20 protein-coding genes, 1 tRNA gene and 2 pseudogenes are annotated in these 21,229 nt (G+C 56.9%); 7 read left to right on the top strand and 16 right to left on the bottom strand.

The genetic code is table 11. From position 1 onward, the window contains the following. Positions 1–22 precede the first annotated feature (22 nt). Positions 23–96: transfer RNA gene (locus HMPREF2708_RS10100), tRNA-Met, on the top strand. A 335-nt stretch (positions 97–431) separates the two neighbouring features. Here the strand turns inward: HMPREF2708_RS10100 and HMPREF2708_RS10095 are convergent. Continuing rightward, the gene (locus HMPREF2708_RS10095) at positions 432–836 is read right to left on the bottom strand and encodes a MerR family transcriptional regulator (RefSeq protein ID WP_034664654.1); all 405 of its coding nucleotides are present in this window, start codon (positions 834–836) and stop codon (positions 432–434) included. Positions 837–1,005: 169 nt separating this feature from the next. Here HMPREF2708_RS10095 and HMPREF2708_RS10090 point away from each other — a divergent pair. Then, positions 1,006–2,566, top strand: a pseudogene (locus tag HMPREF2708_RS10090) (SulP family inorganic anion transporter). Positions 2,567–2,735: 169 nt separating this feature from the next. Here the strand turns inward: HMPREF2708_RS10090 and HMPREF2708_RS10085 are convergent. From HMPREF2708_RS10085 to HMPREF2708_RS11325, 4 genes are read right to left on the bottom strand one after another with little or no spacing between them, the layout of a single operon-like run. Continuing rightward, a complete protein-coding gene (locus HMPREF2708_RS10085; RefSeq protein WP_224783739.1) occupies positions 2,736–3,272 on the bottom strand; it encodes a hypothetical protein in 537 nt (178 codons plus the stop codon). Further along, positions 3,250–4,860 (bottom strand): relaxase/mobilization nuclease domain-containing protein, encoded by a 1,611-nt coding sequence (locus HMPREF2708_RS10080; RefSeq protein WP_070549416.1) that lies wholly within the window; start codon positions 4,858–4,860, stop codon positions 3,250–3,252. Before HMPREF2708_RS10080 ends, HMPREF2708_RS10085 begins: the two co-directional genes overlap by 23 nt. Then, the gene (gene mobC, locus HMPREF2708_RS11330) at positions 4,841–5,002 is read right to left on the bottom strand and encodes a plasmid mobilization relaxosome protein MobC (RefSeq protein ID WP_246840411.1); all 162 of its coding nucleotides are present in this window, start codon (positions 5,000–5,002) and stop codon (positions 4,841–4,843) included. The genes HMPREF2708_RS10080 and mobC overlap by 20 nt, the downstream gene beginning before the upstream one ends. A gap of 44 nt (positions 5,003–5,046) precedes the next feature. Beyond that, positions 5,047–5,202, bottom strand: coding sequence for a ribbon-helix-helix protein, CopG family (locus HMPREF2708_RS11325; protein ID WP_246840410.1), 156 nt, complete (start codon positions 5,200–5,202; stop codon positions 5,047–5,049). Positions 5,203–5,404: 202 nt separating this feature from the next. Between HMPREF2708_RS11325 and HMPREF2708_RS10070 the strand changes: the two genes are divergently transcribed. Next, a complete protein-coding gene (locus tag HMPREF2708_RS10070) occupies positions 5,405–5,935 on the top strand; it encodes a site-specific integrase (RefSeq protein WP_070834129.1) in 531 nt (176 codons plus the stop codon). A 575-nt stretch (positions 5,936–6,510) separates the two neighbouring features. Here the strand turns inward: HMPREF2708_RS10070 and HMPREF2708_RS10065 are convergent. The 7 genes and pseudogenes from HMPREF2708_RS10065 to HMPREF2708_RS10040 all read right to left on the bottom strand — a co-directional run bounded on the left by HMPREF2708_RS10065 (position 6,511) and on the right by HMPREF2708_RS10040 (position 14,555). Next, entirely contained in the window at positions 6,511–7,845 is a 1,335-nt protein-coding gene (locus HMPREF2708_RS10065; RefSeq protein WP_053087273.1) for a sodium/glutamate symporter, read from the bottom strand. 231 nt (positions 7,846–8,076) lie between these two features. After that, entirely contained in the window at positions 8,077–9,087 is a 1,011-nt protein-coding gene (locus HMPREF2708_RS10060; protein WP_070834128.1) for a trypsin-like serine protease, read from the bottom strand. 2 nt (positions 9,088–9,089) lie between these two features. Next, positions 9,090–10,046, bottom strand: coding sequence for a DUF418 domain-containing protein (locus HMPREF2708_RS10055; RefSeq protein ID WP_070834127.1), 957 nt, complete (start codon positions 10,044–10,046; stop codon positions 9,090–9,092). A 177-nt stretch (positions 10,047–10,223) separates the two neighbouring features. After that, positions 10,224–11,375 (bottom strand): acyl-CoA dehydrogenase family protein, encoded by a 1,152-nt coding sequence (locus HMPREF2708_RS11320; protein WP_256380897.1) that lies wholly within the window; start codon positions 11,373–11,375, stop codon positions 10,224–10,226. Between the two features lie 66 nt (positions 11,376–11,441). Further along, a pseudogene (locus HMPREF2708_RS11315) lies at positions 11,442–12,836 on the bottom strand (LLM class flavin-dependent oxidoreductase); the annotation flags it as partial. A gap of 32 nt (positions 12,837–12,868) precedes the next feature. Continuing rightward, a complete protein-coding gene (locus tag HMPREF2708_RS10045) occupies positions 12,869–13,360 on the bottom strand; it encodes a flavin reductase family protein (protein WP_070834126.1) in 492 nt (163 codons plus the stop codon). 7 nt (positions 13,361–13,367) lie between these two features. Then, entirely contained in the window at positions 13,368–14,555 is a 1,188-nt protein-coding gene (locus HMPREF2708_RS10040; protein ID WP_070834125.1) for an LLM class flavin-dependent oxidoreductase, read from the bottom strand. A gap of 134 nt (positions 14,556–14,689) precedes the next feature. On the opposite strand from HMPREF2708_RS10040, the gene HMPREF2708_RS10035 reads away from it, so the two are divergent. Then, on the top strand, positions 14,690–15,895 hold the full coding sequence (locus HMPREF2708_RS10035) for an ROK family transcriptional regulator (protein WP_070834124.1): 1,206 nt from the start codon (positions 14,690–14,692) through the stop codon (positions 15,893–15,895). Between the two features lie 18 nt (positions 15,896–15,913). Further along, on the top strand, positions 15,914–16,411 hold the full coding sequence (locus tag HMPREF2708_RS10030) for a hypothetical protein (protein WP_246840409.1): 498 nt from the start codon (positions 15,914–15,916) through the stop codon (positions 16,409–16,411). Here HMPREF2708_RS10030 and HMPREF2708_RS10025 read toward each other — a convergent pair. Together HMPREF2708_RS10025 and arsB are read right to left on the bottom strand one after the other, a co-directional pair. Beyond that, a complete protein-coding gene (locus tag HMPREF2708_RS10025) occupies positions 16,408–16,836 on the bottom strand; it encodes an arsenate-mycothiol transferase ArsC (RefSeq protein WP_070834122.1) in 429 nt (142 codons plus the stop codon). The genes HMPREF2708_RS10030 and HMPREF2708_RS10025 overlap by 4 nt on opposite strands. A gap of 15 nt (positions 16,837–16,851) precedes the next feature. Next, a complete protein-coding gene (gene arsB, locus HMPREF2708_RS10020) occupies positions 16,852–17,919 on the bottom strand; it encodes an ACR3 family arsenite efflux transporter (RefSeq protein WP_070834121.1) in 1,068 nt (355 codons plus the stop codon). Positions 17,920–17,991: 72 nt separating this feature from the next. Here arsB and HMPREF2708_RS10015 point away from each other — a divergent pair, with 72 nt between their 5' ends. Next, positions 17,992–18,330 (top strand): ArsR/SmtB family transcription factor, encoded by a 339-nt coding sequence (locus tag HMPREF2708_RS10015; RefSeq protein ID WP_070834120.1) that lies wholly within the window; start codon positions 17,992–17,994, stop codon positions 18,328–18,330. A 43-nt stretch (positions 18,331–18,373) separates the two neighbouring features. Here the strand turns inward: HMPREF2708_RS10015 and hisN are convergent, their stop codons facing one another. Continuing rightward, a complete protein-coding gene (gene hisN / locus HMPREF2708_RS10010; protein WP_070834119.1) occupies positions 18,374–19,174 on the bottom strand; it encodes a histidinol-phosphatase in 801 nt (266 codons plus the stop codon). 10 nt (positions 19,175–19,184) lie between these two features. Continuing rightward, complete coding sequence (locus HMPREF2708_RS10005; RefSeq protein ID WP_070834118.1) at positions 19,185–20,069, bottom strand: inositol monophosphatase family protein; 885 nt, start codon at positions 20,067–20,069, stop codon at positions 19,185–19,187. A 47-nt stretch (positions 20,070–20,116) separates the two neighbouring features. Here HMPREF2708_RS10005 and prfB point away from each other — a divergent pair, with 47 nt between their 5' ends. After that, entirely contained in the window at positions 20,117–21,229 is a 1,113-nt protein-coding gene (gene prfB / locus HMPREF2708_RS10000) for a peptide chain release factor 2 (protein ID WP_038626269.1), read from the top strand.

Here is a 21,229-nt window from a genome sequence, read left to right as displayed (position 1 = left end):
TTGTAAAAGCCAGGACAGTTGACGCGGGGTGGAGCAGTTCGGTAGCTCGCTGGGCTCATAACCCAGAGGTCGTTGGTTCGAATCCAGCCCCCGCCACTAAGAAGAGACCCCTACCGGTGTAAACACTGGTAGGGGCTTTAGTTATTTCTCTTAAGGCGCACGTCCTGGGACTCAAATCGGGACTTTAGCGATGGCATTTTGTCACTTAAGCCGGTTTGGAAGTGATGGGGTTAAGTGACAATTTTCGATTTTGTGACCTTGGATGACTGTGTCGTTTTGAGGAGTCGTCTGCACGGATTTCAGAAGTCCTCTGTACTATCGCCATCCACTCCGGAGAGGCCGCGGGCGTTCGTCCACTTCATCTGGAACGCGATTCGACAGAGCGCATTCAATACGATGGTCTTTTTCTCCCTGCGAAGGATGGGGGCAGTTTAGGGTGCCAGGGTGTTGACCAGATCGAGGAATTCCTCAGCGTAGGCAATTTGCTTGCGTAGCTTTTCGTAGCGGGTGCGCGTCTCCTCACGAATGTCGGCAAGGGTGGCCTTGGCATTACTCCGTGCCTGCTGTGCGGTATCACTTTCCTGCCCGCCATCTGAACTATGAAGAATCTCCGCAGCTTCCAGGAATTCCCGCATCTGATCCAGAGTAAACCCCAGCGGTTTCATCCGTCGCACCAGCAAAACACGACGTACATCAGCCTCACTATAAAGCCTGAACCCACCAGGGCTACGCCCCGATGGGGTAATCAGGCCGACGTTGTCATAATAACGCAAGGTGGGAATCGACAACCCCGTCTGGTCAACGACCTCGCCGATCTTGAAATTACTGTTTTGCATTGCCTGTTCTCCTTCACGGTGATGTTGCCCACGGGTTCCTGTGCCTGGGTTGGCGGTTGAGTAAAACTCCCGCTACCATGACCACCATCACCAAACCTAAAGTTACTAGAGGGTTGGATTCCTTTCGGGCGTTCGCCCAGTTACCTATCCCCTCAAAGATTGGACATCTATGACTGAAACTAGCACGGCGGCCCCCCCGCCCCCTCCTGAGTCCAGACGGCGCTGATGCCCCTACCGGGATCATCGCATCCTTCCGTTACGCATTTTCTTCCCCCGCCCGTATCCGTATAGAGATTCTGGCCGGACTGGCGGTATCCCTGGCGCTGATCCCTGAGGCCATTGCCTTTTCCATCCTTGCCGGTGTTGACCCAGCCATGGGTCTGTTTTCCTCGGTAGTCATGGCCATTGCGATCGCCTTTACCGGTGGCCGCCCGGCAATGATCACCGGCGCCACCGGGGCTATTGCCCTAGTCATTGCTCCTGTGGCGCGTGGTTACGGGATGGATTATTTCATCGCCACCGTCCTGTTGGGCGGTGTCCTACAAATCGTGCTCGGCGCCCTCGGTGTGGCGAAACTTCAGCGTTTTATCCCCCGATCGGTGATGCTGGGTTTCGTCAATGCACTGGGCATTATGATTTTCACCGCCCAACTCGAACACCTCATTGATGTGCCTTGGATAGTCTACCCACTCGTCGGCTTGGGTGTGGTGATCATGATTTTCTTCCCCAAGCTCACCAGTGTGATCCCCGCCCCGCTGGTCACGATTATCGTGCTCACCGGTTTGGTCATTGCCGCCGGTTTGACTGTCCCGACGGTCTCGGACATGGGCAAGATGCCGGAGACCTTACCGTCCCTGTTTATTCCGAACGTGCCGTGGACGTTGGAGACCCTGCAGATCATCGCGCCTTATGCCCTGGCCATGGCCGTGGTCGGTCTCATGGAATCGTTGATGACCGCCAAGCTCGTCGATGACATCACCGACACTCATTCCGATAAAACTCGTGAATCCTGGGGACAGGGGGTGGCTAATATTGCCTCCGGTTTCTTCGGCGGCATGGGTGGCTGCGCGATGATCGGTCAAACCATGATCAACGTCCGCGAATCCGGGGCACGTACCCGCCTATCCACCCTGTTAGCCGGTGTGTTCCTGCTGGTCCTGGTCCTGGCACTGGGCGACATCGTTGGCATGATCCCGATGGCTGCGCTGGTGGCAATCATGATCATGGTCTCGGTCGGCACCATCGACTGGCACTCGGTGCATCCACGCACCCTTAAACTCATGCCGGTCTCTGAGACCATTGTTATGGCCGTGACGATTATTGCCACCCTAGCCACCAGCAACCTGGCCATTGGTGTGGTGTTGGGTGTGGTCACCGCGATGATCATGTTCGCCCGTCGGATGGCACATATCGCTTCCATTGAAAAGGTCTCCGAGATCGACGGCGACGGCGATGGCGAGATTGATACTCGTACCTACCGGGTGCATGGCCAGTTGTTTTGGGCATCAAGCAATGACCTGGTTTATCGCTTTGATTACACCGATTCTGCCCGTCATATCACTATTGATCTCACTGAGGCGGAGATCTGGGATGCCTCCACGGTCGCGACCTTTGACGCGATTACGCAGAAGTTCCAGGACAGAGGCAAAACCGTGTCCATTATCGGGCTCGACGGTCCCAGTCAGGACCGGCTGAACCGCCTGTCTGGCCGGCTTGGCACCGGCCACTAACATCCCCCGACTCGAGCACATCGACTTGGCGCCCCAACTTATAACCGGGGCGCCAGTTTATTGGTGCTGTTGCAAAGTTGGGGCATAGGAAGAGCATAAAAGAAGCGTAGCGGTTAACCGCTACGCTGTGTTGTGGGGATTTTTACTTTTTACGGTGCACGTGTTCTAGTTAGTGGTTCGTTTCTTTCCTCGGGTGATTGCGACGGTATTCCTCGACTAAGTGAGCAATACCCGGCGCAGCCTGGGACAACATCCAGGTCATAAGCGCTATAAGAACCCCTATGACGATAAGTGTTAACGCCAACCAGCCCAGTGTTGGGCCGATGCCGTTGGCCTCCTGGACGTGACCCCACAAGGCAGACACGCCGTCGGGTATGCCGAGCATACTTAGCAGCCCGTTCCCCAAGGCTCCGACAGCAACGAGTGCGATAGCAACGAAGAGAACACTGGCTGCAATCCACGAGGCAGACATGCAGGCCTTAATAAAGTTCGTGTTCGACTTTTCCATGTCGTCGTTGTACTTTTTGCGCTCTGCACGTATCTTCTCCAGCAGCTTTTCGTTGGACTCCTTCTCCTGGAGCAGGGCGCTGCGAGCCTTCTTAGATGCTTCTGCTGCCTTGTGCAGGCTTTCGGACTCTTTCGACATTGCCTCAGATACAGCTACTTCTACCAGCGGTTCCAGGCTAGAAGTCAGGCTCGAAGTCATCTGAGCGTTCAGGCTCTGGGCTACTGCTTGGCTGGAATCCTTGTCGAGATGGATGGGGCTTTCGGCTGCTTTGAGTACCAGCTGTTGCATCCTTGTCAGACGCGACATCTGCTCGCTTATCTCGATTAGGTACCCTTTTACCCCCTCCAGGCCGTTGGGCAGATCCTCGATGTTCCTTATCAGCCCGGTGATCATCTGCTGCACTTCCATCATCGTTACTTGGAAGTGACTGCTGCTCACGTAGTTCTTGTTTGCGGCGAGATTGCTTTTTACGTTCCTTAATTCGCTTTCCGCTTGCGTCAACCTCGTCGAGAAGTCGCTGGGCAGAGAACTGAGAATGTCCCCTGTATTCTCCGGCAGACTCTTCAGTTTCTCCTGCAGCGTCTTGATAGCCTTCTCCGCCTTGTCCAGGCGTGGGCTGAGAACCTTCAAGACGCTGTCCATCTTGCCTTTCGCCGCTGCTTGGGCTAGCTTCGTCATCTCGGTCACTGACACCATGATTGAATACCTCCTGGTTGTTATAGTTTTCTTCCTCCTCGTCATCGAGAAGGCTGGAGCCGTATTTCGCCTCCAGGTCGTCATCGGTTGAATTGGCTTGAAGTGCTGCAAGCTGCCGCGCAAGAAGGGCTGATTGGGCCTCGTTAACGCGTTCGGTCACACCCTCTAGCGAGTAGCTGCGGCCCAATTTTGAGCCAGCTTTAGCTGCTTTACGCTTTCGAGTACGTCCGGCCTTCGTGGTGTTCGTGAAGTAGGCATCCTCGCCGTCGTCGTCGACCAGGGCCACGGTTAGCGACTCACCCTCGGTTTTTGAGTTGGGCTGCACTTTTAGAGACAGGTTGTATTTGCCAGCAATCTCTACTGCCTTCGCCAGTGGGTCGTCAGCATCTGCCACCTGTTTATCCGCGCACAGCTCATCCATGCGCTTGCGGGCAAAATCAGCCCACGTGGCTGCGGTCAGCTCATCCACGCCCAGGCCCGTCGAGTCTGTGGACTTGCCCTCCTTGCGTGCCCTGCGCTCAGCAGGAAGCAGCGATATTTCCGGCTCTCGCTCCAGGACACGCATCCCCAAATCGCGCATCAGCTCGTCGTTGATATTGCGCAGCTTGTACCAGTTGCGCATATCCCGAGGTGCAGCCTTCTTTGTCTGCGTATCGTGGTTGGCGAAGACGATATGGTTGTGGACACAGCCGCTTTTACTGTCGGTGTGCGTAGCCACGGTAAACGGAACTCCCGTGCCCTGCGTCAGCCGCATCGCCAGCTCTGAGCCAGCCGCATTAGCCCGAGCTACATCGGCCGGGTTATCCTTATCCAGCTCGTCTTTAGCCCACGATTGGATATAAATAATTGCTTCGTCAGTGCGCTGAGCCGGAGCATATCGCTCCATTTCTTCCACACTGGCTTCCATGAAGTCCACACCCGACCAACGGCCAGCCGTAGCCTCCGGAGAAAACGATTCAGCGTTGGGCTGAACCGTGCATAAGGCATCAGCTCGCACCTTGCCCTTGCGGGCATTGTCTGCCGTTCCATAGACGGCATAGACCGTCGCCGCGCGGATATTCTGGCTGTAGTTAATCTTGATTGTGGACAAAGCCCTTCACCTCTTTACGAAGAGAAGAAACCTCGGAAGCAATCGCTTCTACAGCCTCAGACACAGGTGCAACGCCGTCGATATTCGCGCGCCGCGCCACCTGGTTCAGATTGACACCAATCCGACGCAGTTGGTCATTCATCTCGTCTAGGCGGCGCAGAGTGTCCGGGGCCAAACGCTTCTGCGTTAGTCGCTCCCCTCCTCTGCGAGGACGTAGAGAGCTTCCCGGAACACGACGGCTTTTTGCACCCCTGAAACCCGTGCAACCTCCTCGACAAATCGGTCTAAATCCTTATCGAGGCGCACGGTTGTACGCGAATATGCCGAGAACTTGTCTCGCATATCCACCTCCTACATGTCGTGCTTACTGTGGCAGGGTGGCCCCGACTGCTGATGCAGCCAGGGCCACAGTCTGTTTGTGAGGGTCACGCTTCTCCGGTGTCGGCCCCCTGAATCTGCTGCGCAGATTCAGGCGTACTCGCCACCGTCAAAGACGGCCCTCACAAACAGGCGGCGAGCAAGCTCCATCGCAAAACATGGCAACGTGGTTGCGCTGGCACTACTACAAGCGGGGACGGGACTTCGCATCTCAGAGGCGCTGGCGGCGACGAGACAATCTGTAAAAGTCGCTAATGGGCAAATCGCGATCAGCATTACATCTGATCAATCCAAAACGCACAGAGGCCGTTCTATCCCGTTCCTGGACAAGCGTGTCGAAAAGTTTTGGTTAAACCGGCTCGACGGACTAGGAACGACCGACCCACTGACCCCTTCGCCAGGAGACAAGCAGGCGCACTGGCGCACCGACAACGCCGTGAAAGCGTCAGCGGCTCTGTTTAAAGATGTCGGCGCGCAGGTCCAGGACGACCACATCGCTTTAATGAGATCCCATGACTGGCGCACGGTGCTCAATAACCGGGCCATCGCGCGAGGGGTGCCCGCCCAGGTGCGTGCAGCCTACTTCGGGCATGACGTCGACGTGAACGCGCGCAACTACACGGATTGGACTGATGTCGACGCTATGCGGGGAGCCTTGAATCTCGGTGAAGAAAGTGGGACTCAAAACGGGACTTAAGAGTCGGTAATCCGCGGTAAGGCGCAGTAAGGCCCAGTATGCTTATACCTCTCTAATCAGCAGGTAAAAGGGTAATAACTGCAGGTGGCTCGAACTTGAGGGTGAGAACCCAGAGGTCGTTGGTTCGAATCCAGCCCCCGCCACTAAGAAGAGACCCCTACCGGTGCAAACGCTGGTAGGGGTTTTCTTTATTTGGGGGTCAAATCACCGTTTGGGGGTTAAGCCGTTAGGTAGTCGTTGGGTCTGACGAACTCGCGCACTTCACAACCGGGCATTGAAGGACGGTCATCAGAAATGCAGCGTGAGGCGCTGCTCGATTAGTCGGGCTGAAGGTACTTAGCTTGAGGGGATTGCTGGGTTGATTCTGGTCGACTTGCCTCAGCTCATGTACGCGCTGCTAGCTTTCGGTTTCACATATCGATGAGTTATTCACTTATGGATACGCTGGAGCGCATCGATGGGTGAATCATGCATCGATAAGTGAGCGCAATACTGGCAAAACGGTGGGAAGACAGCTGCCAGACAGGCCCGGACAGCCCACGCTGGGCTCGCAAATGTGGGCGGTGTGGGAACTTCTACAAAGCCCTGGCTTTCGATTTCTTTAACCAGATCATCGGCGGAATCAACAGAGCCAGGCCACCGATAAGTGCGACCCCACCGAATAGCCACACCAGTCCGGCGATGATGGCGATGGGGGCGAGGATGGCCGCCGCGATTTCGAATGGTGCGAAGCCCACGTAGGCCATGCCGAACTCCTCGAGAGTGCCGGATTTCTGCTCCGGGTCCACAATCTTCAGGACGGCGATACCCGTGGCTACGGAAGCGGTTGCCCAGCCCCAGCTGAATACGGCGCGCTCGAACCAACCATGTTCGAAGACTCGTGGTGCGACGTAGAAGAACAACACCAGGCAGAAGGCCAGACCCACGACGAACAGAATAATCAGCGGGACGATGTAGGTGGCCACTACTGCCGGCACAATCGACGCGATGCCCACTGCAACCAGGAAGTCCGTCGACGCGCCGGAGACCGAACCCATCAACTTCGTATCCAGGTAGTGCGGTGCCTTAATCAGGTGCAGTACTCCAACACCCGCCAGGCCGACGAGGAAGGCCATCGCGAACAGCGGGAAGCTCAAGGCCGGGAAAGCGTCATTGACCAAGTTAGTCAGGATATTCGCCAGGAAGAGCGTCCCCGCCAGTGCCGCGACATGCAGCGCAATCGGCTCAATTGAGGACGGGCTCGTGGTCGCACGTCCCACGCTTGGACGCTGGCCGGGAAGAGAGATAATGCCGGTACGCATGTCCTCCGGCAGTTTATCCAAGGCGGGCAACTCGTTGGTGTGCCCCTTCTTTGAACCCCAGCGGGCAAAGATAACGCCACCGACAATTGCGGAAAACATGCCCACCGCGGCGGCTGTAAAGCCCAAACTCGTGGCCTCAGTCCCGGCCGAGTCCAGTGCGCCACCAACTGCTGCTGCCACACCGAAACCGCCGACGAAGCCGACGGGCAGCATGATGCCGAACCAGTCCGGAGTATTGAACAGCGGGGCGAAAAGAATCACGCCAAGCAGTGCGAAGAAGCCCCACTGTGCCAGGTACATGCCCACGGAATAGGACCACATTGTTCGCGCGCGCTGGCGAACCTTGGCATCGAAGTCCATTGTGAACGGCAGGGCACCGAAGACTGCGGCGATTAGAATCGTCGCATAGTCGCCGAAGTGCTCGCTGAACTGGATGATCCCCAAAGCGTTGGGGCCTAGTAGCAAGCCGAGTAGGCCTGCAGTAATCGGTGCAGGAATGAGGAGCTTCTGGAACCAGGGGATGAATCGCCGCATCAAATTACCGATGATGAGCAGCAACGAAATCCAACCGATATCCATCAAGACGTCGAAGGGCGTGTAACCATCCACGGGAATTGATTACTTTTCTCGTTGGTGGGGTTTCACCAATGAGCAATTATGTGAATCGCATCGTCAATTCATAGAAAAATTAGAATAAAACCATAGGAATGCCTCACGATTGTACGTCAGTTACCGAGAGATTTTGTGGCTTCAGTCACGTTTAAGTTCCTCGCATGCACGATAAAAGCCGCCTACCCAGTACTTTCCGGGGAGGCGGCTTGTGGTTGTGGTTAGACGGTTCTACTGTCGGCCATTCCTAACGCGCGACCAGGCTGCTGCGACAACCAGGCCAACGCACGCGATGGCGAGGTAACCCCACATGTGATCGGCGCTGGTCTGAATGGTCTTTGGCGGAGCAGGAGTGTTCTCCGCGGTCAGCACGCTTTCTGTGTCTCGGCCAGAGGTGATGTCATCGATCCAGTCAGCCGTGCCGGCGAGGGTGGTGATAGCTGCGCTGGGGGAGGGGAGGTCAGGGTCGCCATTGGAGGTTCCGGCAGTAGCCAGGCCCGCGAGCTTACCGTCGACGAAGAACGGGCCGCCGGAGTCACCGCCCTGCATACCCGCGCCAGAGACGGAATGTGCGTCGAGGATGGCGCTTTGAATCATTGGCATCATGGCAGCGTCGGCTGGGATGCTTTCCGTTCCTGCGGGGATCGACTCGGTTTTGGAGTCATCTGGCTTTACTGCATCCGGCATGGCACCGCCCGGAACAGCCTCACCAGGAGCGGCCCCATCTGGAGCAGCCTCACCTGGAGTTCCTTCAGTGGGACCTCCGCCCAGCAGCTCATTGACGACCATCTTGGTCATCGGAAGCTGTCCGGATCGTGCCATGGACGAACTGCTACTCCAGCCATAGAGAGTTCCCGTCTGTCCAGGTGTTGGGATATCGCGGGAAACCTTCGCGGGTGTTGCGTCAGTGACCTTTTGGGTCAGGTGGAGCAACCCCGCATCAGACATTGGAGACAGCGCCCAAGAATCGGCATCGTAGACCTTCCCGCCGATGCGGGCCTGGGTCCCTTCGTTGTTCACAGACTCCAGGCAGTGGCGTGCAGTGAGTACCCACTGGTCGGCAACCAGCGTCCCGGTACAGTCACCGAAATTGCCGATTTTGCCAATCTTCAGCGCGGCCACAGAACTGCTTTCAGCATTCGCAGGTGCGGGTTCGCCGTTTTCCAATGCAAGAGCTGGGGCTGCAGATAGAAGCAGGGTGCTGCTAACAATTGCTGCGATGGAAAAAGATGTTTTCTTCACGGTTATTTCCCTTTCCCAGAAGGAACAATGGCCTTGATTGCGGTGGCAACGAGTTTTTCGGCAGGGCCCTGTCCGACAAATTTCTTCCAGAGGCTAGCAATGACGAGGAAGAATACGATGAAACCGGCTGCGGACAACGTGGAATGCAATACAACATTCTGCTGCCAATAAAACGCGGTGAGAACGTGCAGGATGTAGATAGTCAGTGACATTGTTCCCATAGCCGCGAATGGGTAAACCACAGCTGGGAAACGATCGCCTACGAACAGGCACAAGTGCAACACAATAGCGGCAACAGCGACGGAGAGAATGATTTCGCCGAAGACGCCAGTGTGTCCGGTAAAGCGGAGCCAGCCAGCAATCTCTGGATCAAATCGGAAGTACATGCCGACGGCAGTGACGACAACGCTGACAGCGGTAACAATCCAGCTCAACCGAGTATTGGCGTTGGTCTCAGAGGTGGAAGTGCTTTGCAGGCGACCGCGCAGGTAGACGTCGTAAAGCAGCATGCCGCCGATGAAATATGCAATCCACGCGAGTAGCGGATAAATCTGCGGCAGCGTCATAGGCGCGTACTTGATTGTGGCGGCGATGGTTGCGGCGATGAAGAAGCCGACTCGCCACCAAGTTCCGAGCGCTGGCATCCAGGAAACCAGCATCATTACCAGGCCCATGATGACGAGGACCACCTGAATTTCTCCACCGACCGGCAATAGTGCCAGGCCGATGAGAATGATCAGGGCACCGCGAGTGATCAGCCGCAAGAAAGTGGTGCTGCTGTAATTACGGCCGATGATCATCATTGTGGCGCCGGCGATGATGGCGAACAATGATGATGGCAGGCCAGAGAGCACAACCTTTGTGCTCCAAAGTAGTGAGGCCATATGGACAATGATCATGCCGATGATGGCGAGTGAGCGCGCTATATCAAGCCCCACAATTCTTGAAGGTTTATTCACCCCAGATTTCTCCTTTACTACAACTTATAGGGAGGTGCTCTTTGGTAAAAGGCACTCCCTACAAGCGTCTTATTGAAAACGGCTTTCTAGTTGTAGCAACCGAATCTGTCAATACAATAAGTGAAAATGTGTAAAACGCAGTGTTTTGTCTGTGTTTTTTCTGGGAAACTAGCGTGTTCAGGCGCTGGCACTGCCGACGGTGTATTGAATGGCCTGATGCCTGTCATTGAGCGCATCATCGCCAATCAAACGTGCACGATAAATCAGCGGATTGTGATTCGCTAGGACACGAGCGTTGCGCCAGTGGCGATCCAAACCGTGAGTCTTTAGCGTTGCAGAAGCGCCACCCACTTCGAAAGCTTGCGTTGCAGCGTCCAGTATTAGGGGAGCGATGGCAAGCTGAGCTTTGAACGATGAAATCTCAATATCGGCATAAATTTGATCACGTTGCCCATCCCCTGCGGACTCCAGCTGAGCGTAGGCGGCATCAAATTCTCGGATGAATCCTTCCAAGACAGTTCTGGCTGCGTAAGCCTTTGCGGCAATCTCGCCAACGACCTGCTGTACCTGGACATCTTCACGCGGCAAAGTGGCATTGCCATGGGAAAACGAACGCCGACGGCCACGAACATATCCAGTAATGTCTTGCTCGATTGCGCCACCGATACCAGCGAGGGTTGCCAAGTGGTGAGCCTGCGCCAGAGCCTGTGAGACGCCAGGAGCAAGGTAATTACGGTGGAGCACGTCCTGAGCAGGGACTACGACCTGGTCGAAGACAGTGGTGCCAGAGGCGGACAGCTGCTGCCCGAAGCCATCCCAATCATCCAGCAGCGATACCCCCTCGGCCCAACGATCTACAAAGACAAAGACATCTTCATCGGTGTCGCTAATTCTGGCACGGACGTAAATGGCATCACCGTAGAGGCTGCCGGTGCTGTAGAACTTGGTGCCATTCAGGACGAAGTTGCCGTCGTCAAGCTTCGACAACGTGGTCGTCACCTCGCCCGGAGCGTTATTGACCTCGGTCAGAGCGTTGCCAATTGCGACTTCGCCTGTGCCGACGCGGCGTAACCAACGCCGCTTCAGCCTCTCGTCCTGTGCGGCGAGAAGCGATTCCACCGCTAAGAAATGCGGGCGCAGCCCCTGGGCGATGTTGGAATCCGCGCTTGCGAGGGCGACGTACACGCGGAATGCGTCACTAAGCGAGAAGCCAAGCCCGCCATATTCCTTCGGCACCCGCAATCGCGTGAAACCGGCATCCTTGAGCTTTTGAATCAGAGAAAGATCGAAATTGCGGTCGCTTTCACGTTCCGCGGCAGTAGCGGCGATTTCTGCGAAAACCGGTTCTAAGTCTGTGAGTACTTCATCGATGTTCTTGGGACGTGAAGTTCCAGTCGTGGAGCCTGGTGCGCCGAGTCGATAGGAAGCCCCGCGATGATCATCGGGCAGTCGATCGCCGGCACCAAACAGCTTATGGCGTAGGGAACCCAGCGTATATTCAGTCTTGTAGCGGCCGAGTTTCTGCAGCTCCGGAACTACATAATCGACAATGTCGGTGAAAGTTCCCGGCGTAATCGCGTAGGCCAAATTAAAACCGTCTACGTCCGTGTCATCCTGCAGCTGAGCAAGCTGCTCAGCAACCTGTTTGCCCGACCCCACCAGAATTGGGCCGAATCCGCCGATTCCAGTCCACTCGCCAAGCTTCCGGACCGTCCACGCGCCGTCGTCAGCGCCCGTACCTGAGGAAATTGTCGCCGCAGTTGACTGAATCGCGTTGGATTCGATGTTGGTAATCGGGGCATCAAGGTCATACTTCGAAAGATCCACGCCGGACCACCCTGACATGAGCGTCAAACCGCCGACAGCATCGGTATAGGTCTGGTACTCCTTGAGCTTTGCGACGGCCTCATCCTCGGTAGCTGCAGTGATGATGGTCTGCATTGCGAATACCTTGATCGAGTGCGGATCACGCCCGGCGGCCTTGGCTGCGCTGCGAATCTTGGCAACCGTCTTCTTCATCGCCGCAGGCGTATTGCTGTTAATAAACACAGCCTCAGCATTTTCTCCGGCAAAGCGCAGGCCCCTCGGCGACGAACCCGCCTGGTAAATCACTGGAGTGCGCTGAGTGCTCGGCTCAGTGATGGCAATGCCGGGAACGTCGAAGTACTTGCCATGGTGGTTGATGGGGTGCACCTTGTCAGGATTGGTGAAGACACCGCTGGCTTTGTCGTACTGAACAGCATCGTCTTCCCACGACCCCTCGAGGAGTTTGTAGACGACCTCGAGATATTCATCCGCGCGGTCATAGCGCTCATCGTGAGGAAGCTGGTCAGTATCGCCTAGGTTTTGTGCAGCTGAGGGCAGATAGCCGGTGACGACGTTCCAACCAACACGACCATTCGTGAGATGGTCGATAGTCGCTAGACGACGGGCAAAGGGATAGGGGTGCTCATAAGCGGTTCCGGCAGTAATTCCAAAGCCAAGGTGCTCGGTCGCTTGTGCCATTGCGGAGACGAGCAAGATTGGATCATTGACGGGAACCTGCGTGCCAGCACGCAAAGTGGCTTCGTTGCTAGCGCCGTAGACGTCGTAGGTGCCAAGTACGTCAGCGATAAAAAGGCCGTCAAATAGTCCTTTTTCTAACGTCTTTGCTAGATCAACCCAGTAGTCGATGGTGTTGTAATCGCGAGCATGATCATCGGGATGTCGCCATAGCCCGGGTGATTGGTGCGCTACGCAGTTCATATCGAATGCGTTGAGGAGGATCTGTCGTTTTGTTCGCTCAGGCATGGTTGTTGTGTCCTTTTCTTAAGGGGCAGCTGTTAGTGAGAAGTTGGGGCAACTGTTGTTACCTGGGAACCGTGGAAGACCAGCGGGCGAGTGGTGCTGAATTCAGTGGCACCGTTGACCTTCAACACGGCGAGAATGTGGTCCCCGAGAGGAATCTCATCAACCACGTAAGTGGTCAGCTGTGCGCAGCAGTGGTCGAGGTGCACGGCATCGCCGTCCGTAAACCAGCCAACTCGGTCAAATCGGTGTTCCTTGGGGCCGGCGAGTTGGCGAACTAGGTGAGCGTGGTTTTCGGTCAGCACACTGATGCCTACGGCGTTGGCCGAACGAAGCCGAGGCCAAGTCGATGAGGTGTCTTGGATAGCCACCCCTACGAGGGGAGGATCCAAGCTAATGCCGACAAAAGAACCTGCGATCATGCCATCCGGTTGACCGTCGACAAGCGACCCCAGTGCGACAATTGATGTCGGTGCGTGGGCGAGAACGGTGCGGAGATGTGTTCCGGTGAGTGCGGGAGAAGTCATGTTTTTCCTATCGGGTCACGGGGACAAAAGGCACGGCGTTGTGCTGGGGAGTGGTGTTGCGGTCGTGGTTAGTGACCTCGAGGCCCAAGCGCTGTAATGCGGGAACGACGCCTTCGCCGACGTGGTAGGCCTCTTCGAGATGCGGATAGCCAGATAAGATGAAGTGCTCAAGGCCAATGCGGCGATATTCAGCTATCCGAGCTGCGACCTCGTCATAGGAGCCGACCAATGCGGTGCCAGCTCCGCCACGAACGAGGCCTACGCCGGTCCACAGGTTCGGTGCAATCTCCAGGTCACGGGCAGTAGTGCTGCTGGTGAAGTTGCCGCCCTGATCGTGCAGCTCGGTCATCCGACGCTGCCCCTCCGACTGGGAACGGCCTAGACCTGCCTGAATGCGTTCGACAGTATCGGGATTGAGGTCCGCGAGTAGTCGTTCGGCAACAGCCCATGCTTCCTCGCTAGTTTCGCGGGCTATCACATGCAGCCGAATGCCATAGTCGAGTTCCCGGCCTTCTTGGTCGGCCTGCGCTTGAACGCGGGTGATCTTTTCCGAGACTTTCTGTGGCGGCTCACCCCAGGTCAAGTACACATTGGCGTGTTTGGCAGCAACGTCAATGCCGGGCTTGGAAGAGCCTCCGAAGAAAATCGGGGGCGCGGTTTGTGGCCGGGATTTCAGCTGTGCTCCCTCCACGGTTACGTACTGGCCGTTGAAGTCAACGGGGTCTGGCTTTGTAAGGAGATGGTTGGTGATTGTGAGAACTTCGTCGGCACGCTCATAGCGCTGCTGCTTGTTCAAGTGGTCCCCAAAAGCTCGCTGCTCGTGGTCCTCGCCGCCGACGACAACGTTGACCAGCAGGCGATTGTTTGAGAGGTCCTGGAAAGTTTGGGCTTGCTGCGCAATGATCGTCGGGCTGACTAGCCCAGGGCGCAGCGCGACCAAGAATTTCAGGCGTGTTGTCCGGCCAATGAGTGCCGCGGTGGTTAGCCAGGCGTCCTCGCACCACTGTCCGGTGGGAGTGAGCACGGATTCGAACCCATTGGCCTCTGCCGCGAGAGCGAGTTGAGTTAGGTAGTGAAGGTCTGCTTTTCGTTCCCCGACGTGTGGGTCGGTGCCGTGTCCACCTGCCATGATGGCGCGCGAGTCGCCGTAGGTGGGAAGGAACCAATGAAGAGTTACGGTGTTGCTGTCTGACATGCCAAAAGTAGACCACACGGTCTATGTTGCGGTCGAGGATTTTTTGCAGTGTGAATATTCGCTGCTAGGGACAGTGAAAGAAAAGTGGGCAACTCGGTGCGCAGCCTAGACAGTGTTGTCTATAATTCAACAGCATGGCAATAACTACTCGAATCGCAGCATCGGTCACGCACGCGCATAACATCCAGTTCACCCTGCCCAACCAGCCGACAGCGCGAGTAATGCACCAGATTCGAGTTATGCAACAGCCCAGCCGCGCCCAGCTGGTAAAAACGCTGGGTTATTCCCAGCCGAGCGTTACGCGCTACGTCAATACGCTGATTGACGCAGGTCTTGTTCGTACTCAGATAGAACCTGGCCACGACATTCGCGCCGGGCGCCCTGCAGAGCAGTTGGTAATAGACGGCCACCAATTTGTGACCTGGGGAATCCATATCGGTGCTCGCACCACGGAGCTTGTCATTAGTGATGCCGCCGGCCGAGTGCTGCGGAGTCAGTCAATCCCTCTGCGAATCATTGATTACAGCGTCACCGATGCGCTGGGAAGAATCTGCCAGGAAGTGCACAAGCTCGCTCGTGGTCTCTCTCAGCCCTTAACAGTGGGAGTCGCGTTTTCTGAGCACGTGGACAGCAGTGGCTCCGTGACCTCGTCCGTCTATGGCTGGGATGGTGTCGCTGCCGGTGACATCGTTGCAGACATCTTGGGAAAGCAGGTTTGGGTTGCTTCCGGAGTCAGTGCTATGGCTGGCTCAGAGCTCGCACATGCACCGCTTGACGACGGTCCCCCTGATGCCAGCCCTCAGAAGAGCGAGTCAACTCTTTACTTCTATGTCCGCGAAGTTATCGCACACGCCTGGATCTTTCACGGGGCGGTACATAGGCCCCGCAGTGGTGTTTCGCCGAGAGCCTTCGCTCAGATAGCGCAGTCGGGTCCCTTTGAGGCAGAAGAGGGGGTCCACCCGTTGGGTAACAGTGCGGTGGTCAATGCTGCTCGAGCTCAGCGAATTCCGGCTACGGATCTCGCTCATTTGGTTGAGATTGCCAAGTGCAATGCCGCTGCACGCCGCCTCCTCGATGAGAGAGCCGAGCTTCTTGGCCGCATAGTCCGGCTGGCCATCGATGTCGTAGATCCCACAACTGTGGTCTTTGCGGGAGATGCCTTCACAACTGATCCCAAGGGAGTGCAATTGATTGCCCAGCAATTACGTCGTGACGCACACGGCCTCAGCGACTTGCGAATCCAGCGGGCCAGTCAGTCGATTGTGGGTGATGCAGCAAGGGCAGTGGCTACGCATCAGCTGTGGCAGGATCCCATCGGGACCCTCAACCGTTACGCGTAACCTAGTGGCATGAGATCAATGCTGACGAGTTTCACCTGGTCCGAGGTGCCAGACGTCTTCCTCGTGTACCTGTTAATCATTGCCATCCCCACTGCTCTCACATGGGTAGGTACCGCGTGGCTGGCCAAAAAGTACGGTGAGCGCATCGCATATGGTCACACGGTTTTCGTCTTTGTCGCCGCATTCGTAATCTGCTTTTGTACGCTCGCGTGGACGCTCGAGGGCGAATACGACTATTCGCCATGGCAGGTTTTCTGCAGTGGCTTCGCGATGGTCATCCTCACTGCCTCTGCCATGATGCGCGTGTCCGCACCAACTCTGAACCTGCTGCCCACCTGGTGGGCAGCAGTCGCCGGCTATGCCCTGTGCTGGAGCATCATCGCCGGCACTGACGACATCACCGGGCTTTGGGGAGTCGGTCTGATATTCCTGCTTCTCGGTCTCATCGCAGGCATCGGCGTAGTCGTGTGGCTTACGCTGGCGATAAGGAGGCTTTTGTTGGATTCTGCCGCTTAGGGATTCTTAGTGGAACGGAGTTCGACAGCTAACTCGTCGATACGGCGCTCGAGGTCATCGCGAATCAGGTCCATGCGTTCTTCTCCGTCGATGCCTCGTTTTGAAGGCTCGTCAGTAAGCCAGCGCTCGAGTGAGCCTTGAGCGTCCGAGGGGAGCTCTATATGAGCGGCATCGCCGATGATGACAACACGATCTGCAGTCCGGAGAATCGTGGGGGCAATGGGCTTTGGTGATGCACCGTCCATAGAGGCGCCGATTTCTGCAACTGATTTGGCTGCAAGCGCATTGGTAGTAGTTTTGGGGTTCGTTCCTGCTGAAAGGGCGATGAACTGCGTGGCATATTTTGCACGCGCAATGGCCTCGGCCATCTGGGATTTACCGGCATTTGCCACGCAGATGAAAAGTACCTTCGGGAGTTCATTCATTTCAGAATCCTTTTTCTATAGTTTGTCCGGTACGGAAAGGTCATTGGGGAAAAGGCGCGGCCCGAGCCAGCGGGTGACATAGACAAGTGCAACGAGTACGGGTACTTCAATAAGTGGTCCAATCGTTCCCGCAAGTGCTTGCTGGGACAATGGGCCGAAGGTGCCAATCGCAACCGCAATTGCCAACTCGAAGTTATTTCCGGCGGCCGTAAAGGCAATCGATGCGGAGGTTGCGTAGTTCATGCCCGCGGCCTTGGCCGAAGTGAGAGCGATCGCGAACATGGCGAGGAAGTAGATCACTAGTGGTAGCGCCACTTTCGCAACGGTCCAGGGATTCTCAAGAATCTGCTGTGACTGAAGCGCAAAGAGCAACACAATTGTGTATAGAAGGCCGGCAAGCGCCAATGGTGAGATTTTGGGCAGGTACTCATTTTCATACCAGTCGCGACCTCGGGTGCGTTCACCAATTATGCGTGATGCCGCGCCAGCCAGAAGCGGAATACCGAGGAATACCACTACGGATAGTGCGATTGCCCAAAAAGAAAAGGTGGCGGAAGTGGTTTCCAGCCCCAGCCAGGAGGGCAGAATCTGCAGGTAGAACCACCCCAGAGCACCGAACATGCAAATTTGGAATAGCGAGTTTACGGCCACCAATACGGCAGCGACTTCAGTATCGCCGCAAGATAGGTCGTTCCAGACCAAAACCATTGCAATGCAGCGGGCGAGACCGACGATAATCACGCCAGTGCGCAGTTCTGGACTATCGCTGAGGAATATCCAGGCAAGGATGAACATCAGTGCGGGGCCGAGAATCCAATTGAGGAAGACTGTGATGCCCATCAGCTTCTTTGATGTCAAAATTTTGCCCGTTTTGTCGTATCGAACCTTTGCCAGCGGTGGGTACATCATGACCAGCAAGCCGATGGCGATTGGTACGGAAATTGTCGCAATTTTTGCTTCTGCCAGCCAGTTCACAAGTGACGGTGCAATTTTGCCCAGAATGAGGCCAATTGCCATTGCAGCTGCAATCCAGAGCGGCAAGAAGCGATCTAGGAAGCTGAGTGACTTTGTAGTCTGTGTCATAGTTTCCGGTGTAATCGATATATCGATGATTGTCAATATATTTAGAGGGGAGGCCGTGTAGCCTCAACAGGTATGGACGAAATCTCAGAATGCTGTGCACTTGGCGGTCGGCCTCTCGACACGGCGGAAGCGCAGGCTGCGGCAACGCTCTTCAAGGCGCTGGCGCAACCGGCGCGCCTGCAAATCTTGTCTCAGCTCGCTGCCGCTGGTTGTAGTCCGATGACCGTGGGTGAGCTGGCCGCTGTTTCTGGGCTTAGTCAGCCGACGGTGTCGCATCATTTAAAGACCATGGCGGATGCCGGGCTGCTTACTAGGTCTAAGAGTGGACGGGTAGTAACCCATGAGGTACGCCCTGAGGTATTTGCTGAGCTGCGACGTATCCTGGATATCGGTCACACGGACGGGAAATAGTGAGCCGCTCGTCGCAAAATTGCGATAGGTCGGAAGAGTCTGTTTACCCGTTCAGGCGCTTGACGACGGCGTCGTGAAGCAACCCATTCGTCGCAACTGCGTCCCCGCCGTGTGGCCCGTCGACGCCCGCTAGGGAAGTGAAGCGGCCGCCAGCTTCCTCCACCAGAATCGCAAGAGCTGCCAGGTCCCACAGGGAAACTTCTGGCTCGGCGGCGACATCGACCGCACCCTCCGCTACCAGGCAGTAGGAGAAGAAGTCGCCATAGCCACGCAGGCGCCAGGCGTCATCGGTGAGTGCAATGAAGTTGTCGCGCAAATCGCGCTCGGCCCAACCGGTTAGCGAAGAATTGGAAACTGAGCAGTCCGCGATGTCGGCAACCTTTGAGACCTCAATGCGGCGCTCAGTGGCTTCCCGGCCGCCGACCTGCACGCGCTTGAATGCGCCGTCGCCCTTGGACGCCCACCAGCGACGTCCCAGCGCAGGTGCGGAGACCACGCCGACAACGGGCTTGCCGTCCTCCAACAGGGCAATCAGGGTTGCCCAGACCGGGACATTGCGCACGAAGTTCTTCGTGCCGTCGATGGGGTCGATGACCCACTGACGGCCCTCAAACACAGCTTCGCCACCGAATTCTTCGCCGAGAACTTCATCGTTCGGACGCTTGTCCGACAGAATCTCGCGGAGCAGCTTTTCGCACGCGATATCGGCATCGGAGACCGGTGTGAGGTCGGGCTTGGACTCGACGATTAGATTGGCCGCCTCGAAGCGGGACATAGTGAGGTCGTCGGCTGCGTCGGCAAGCGAGAGTGCGAGGGCGAGATCTTCGGAGTAAGAGGTGGTCATGGCCGAAATTCTAGCGCAGAACCTCACGTAACTCTGCGACCTGGCCACTCGAGCCCGCGAGCTTCCAGCGCCCCACCGACGTGCCTTCGCCGCCTGCGCCCGTAATAAGCGCATATCCAGGCAGCCAGTCCCAAGCCGCGACGTCGCGCTGGAACCATACGCCGATGCGACCGTCGGCCACGCCGGCCATATCCACCGACGCTGAGCCCAGCATGCGCCAGGTAGCGCTGCGGGACACTGCATCCAACCAGGACTTTGTGGCTCTGACCTCGGATTCCTCGCTCGAGTTCACCACCGTGGTGTGGAGGTAGGTCGCTGCGCAGACTTCCGAAAGCGGGTGGTCAGTGACCCGGAGATCGTCAACAGTGCCGTCAATGTTGATACGAGTGGTCGGGAGATTGGGGCCACCAATCCAGCTTTCGCCCGTGGCCGGACGGTGCACCGCGCCGAGGATGACCTCGTCCGGATTGTTCGCATCGCCCATAACCAGCGCTAATGCGCTGCACCAGTAGTCCGAACCAGTGGTGAAGTTGTAGGTGCCATCGACGGGGTCAATCACCCACGTGCGACCAGACTGGGACTCCTTCGCCGATCCTTCCTCGCCAAGAATGCCGTCCTCCGGGCGGAGCGCGGCCAAAGCCTCGACGACGAACTTTTCCGCTGCGCGGTCGGCCGCGGTGACGACGTCGGAAATCGATGTCTTGTACTCCGTGACCAGGCCTTCGTCGCGCATGCGAGCAGCAATGGCAGCGGCACGCTTCACGATGGCAACCGCAACACTGGTATCCGATGCCACAATCGACTCGGATGCTTGGGAGAGAAAGAGTTCTAGGTCTTGGCTGGAATCTTGGTGCGGGTCTTGGCTGGAATCTTGGCTGGCGGTGGATTCAGACATACGTCCTATTGTGCACCGAAACAGGAGGTATAGCTAAGGTAGTACCCGTGAACCCGGATCTGAATGCTGACCTCAAAGAACTCGACGCGACGCTGACCACCATTGAGAAGGTGGTCGATGTCGACGAGCTTTCCGACCGGATCAGGGAGTTGGAAGCCCAGGCCGCCGACCCGTCGCTGTGGGATGACCCCGACCACGCGCAGCAGGTCACCAGTGCACTGTCGCAGGCGCAGGCGAAGAAGAAAAAGATTGACTCGCTGCGCGGGCGCCTCGACGATCTCTCCGTGATGTACGAACTCGCGGAAGAGGAGGGCGACCCCGACGCCGTCGAGATGGCCGATGCCGAACGCGCTGAGCTGCGTGCCGACATCGAATCCCTCGAGGTCACGACGATGCTTTCGGGGCCTTACGACGAGCGCGAGGCGGTCATCAACATCCGCTCCGGTGCCGGTGGCGTGGATGCCGCTGACTGGGCCGAGATGCTCATGCGCATGTACCTGCGCTGGGCCGACAAACACGGGCATAAGGTCGAGGTTTACGACACGTCCTACGCTGAAGAGGCCGGTATTAAGTCCGCTACTTTCGTCGTCCATGGCGAGTACATGTACGGCACCCTCTCGGTCGAACAGGGCGCGCACCGTCTGGTTCGTATTAGTCCTTTCGACAACCAGGGGCGCCGCCAGACCTCCTTCGCTGAGGTCGAGGTGCTGCCGGTTGTGGAGGAAACGGATCACATCGACATCCCCGAGTCAGATTTGCGTATCGACGTCTACCGCTCCTCCGGCCCAGGTGGGCAGTCGGTGAACACCACGGACTCCGCGGTCCGACTTACGCACGTCCCAACCGGCATCGTGGTGACTTGCCAGAACGAGAAGTCCCAGCACCAGAACAAGGCATCTGCTATGCGAGTTCTGCAGGCGAAGTTGCTGGAGAAGAAGCGCCAGGAAGAGCGCGCGGAGCTGGATGCTCTCGGCGCAGGCGGCAATGCCTCGTGGGGTAACCAGATGCGCTCCTATGTGCTGCACCCGTACCAGATGGTTAAGGACCTGCGCACCGAGTACGAAGTCAACAACCCACAGTCGGTCCTCGACGGTGACCTCGACGGTTTCATCGAGGCCGGTATTCGCTGGCGCATGGCTCAGCAGTCCGAAGGGGAGTAA

It is taken from the genome of Corynebacterium sp. HMSC073H12, assembly GCF_001837775.1.
In the GTDB taxonomy this organism is placed as follows: domain Bacteria; phylum Actinomycetota; class Actinomycetes; order Mycobacteriales; family Mycobacteriaceae; genus Corynebacterium; species Corynebacterium amycolatum.
This window is presented reverse-complemented; position numbering and strand designations above follow the sequence as displayed.

Excerpts from the sequence above, each read along its gene's own strand:
- HMPREF2708_RS10095 (WP_034664654.1), bottom strand. The coding sequence starts at position 836 with ATGCAAAACAGTAATTTCAAGATCGGCGAGGTCGTTGACCAGACGGGG.
- HMPREF2708_RS10085 (WP_224783739.1), bottom strand. The coding sequence starts at position 3,272 with ATGACTTCGAGCCTGACTTCTAGCCTGGAACCGCTGGTAGAAGTAGCT.
- mobC (WP_246840411.1), bottom strand. The coding sequence starts at position 5,002 with ATGAATGACCAACTGCGTCGGATTGGTGTCAATCTGAACCAGGTGGCG.
- HMPREF2708_RS11325 (WP_246840410.1), bottom strand. The coding sequence starts at position 5,202 with ATGCGAGACAAGTTCTCGGCATATTCGCGTACAACCGTGCGCCTCGAT.
- HMPREF2708_RS10045 (WP_070834126.1), bottom strand. The coding sequence starts at position 13,360 with ATGACTTCTCCCGCACTCACCGGAACACATCTCCGCACCGTTCTCGCC.
- HMPREF2708_RS10040 (WP_070834125.1), bottom strand. The coding sequence starts at position 14,555 with ATGTCAGACAGCAACACCGTAACTCTTCATTGGTTCCTTCCCACCTAC.
- HMPREF2708_RS10035 (WP_070834124.1), top strand. The coding sequence starts at position 14,690 with ATGGCAATAACTACTCGAATCGCAGCATCGGTCACGCACGCGCATAAC.
- HMPREF2708_RS10030 (WP_246840409.1), top strand. The coding sequence starts at position 15,914 with ATGCTGACGAGTTTCACCTGGTCCGAGGTGCCAGACGTCTTCCTCGTG.
- HMPREF2708_RS10025 (WP_070834122.1), bottom strand. The coding sequence starts at position 16,836 with ATGAATGAACTCCCGAAGGTACTTTTCATCTGCGTGGCAAATGCCGGT.
- arsB (WP_070834121.1), bottom strand. The coding sequence starts at position 17,919 with ATGACACAGACTACAAAGTCACTCAGCTTCCTAGATCGCTTCTTGCCG.
- HMPREF2708_RS10015 (WP_070834120.1), top strand. The coding sequence starts at position 17,992 with ATGGACGAAATCTCAGAATGCTGTGCACTTGGCGGTCGGCCTCTCGAC.
- hisN (WP_070834119.1), bottom strand. The coding sequence starts at position 19,174 with ATGACCACCTCTTACTCCGAAGATCTCGCCCTCGCACTCTCGCTTGCC.
- HMPREF2708_RS10005 (WP_070834118.1), bottom strand. The coding sequence starts at position 20,069 with ATGTCTGAATCCACCGCCAGCCAAGATTCCAGCCAAGACCCGCACCAA.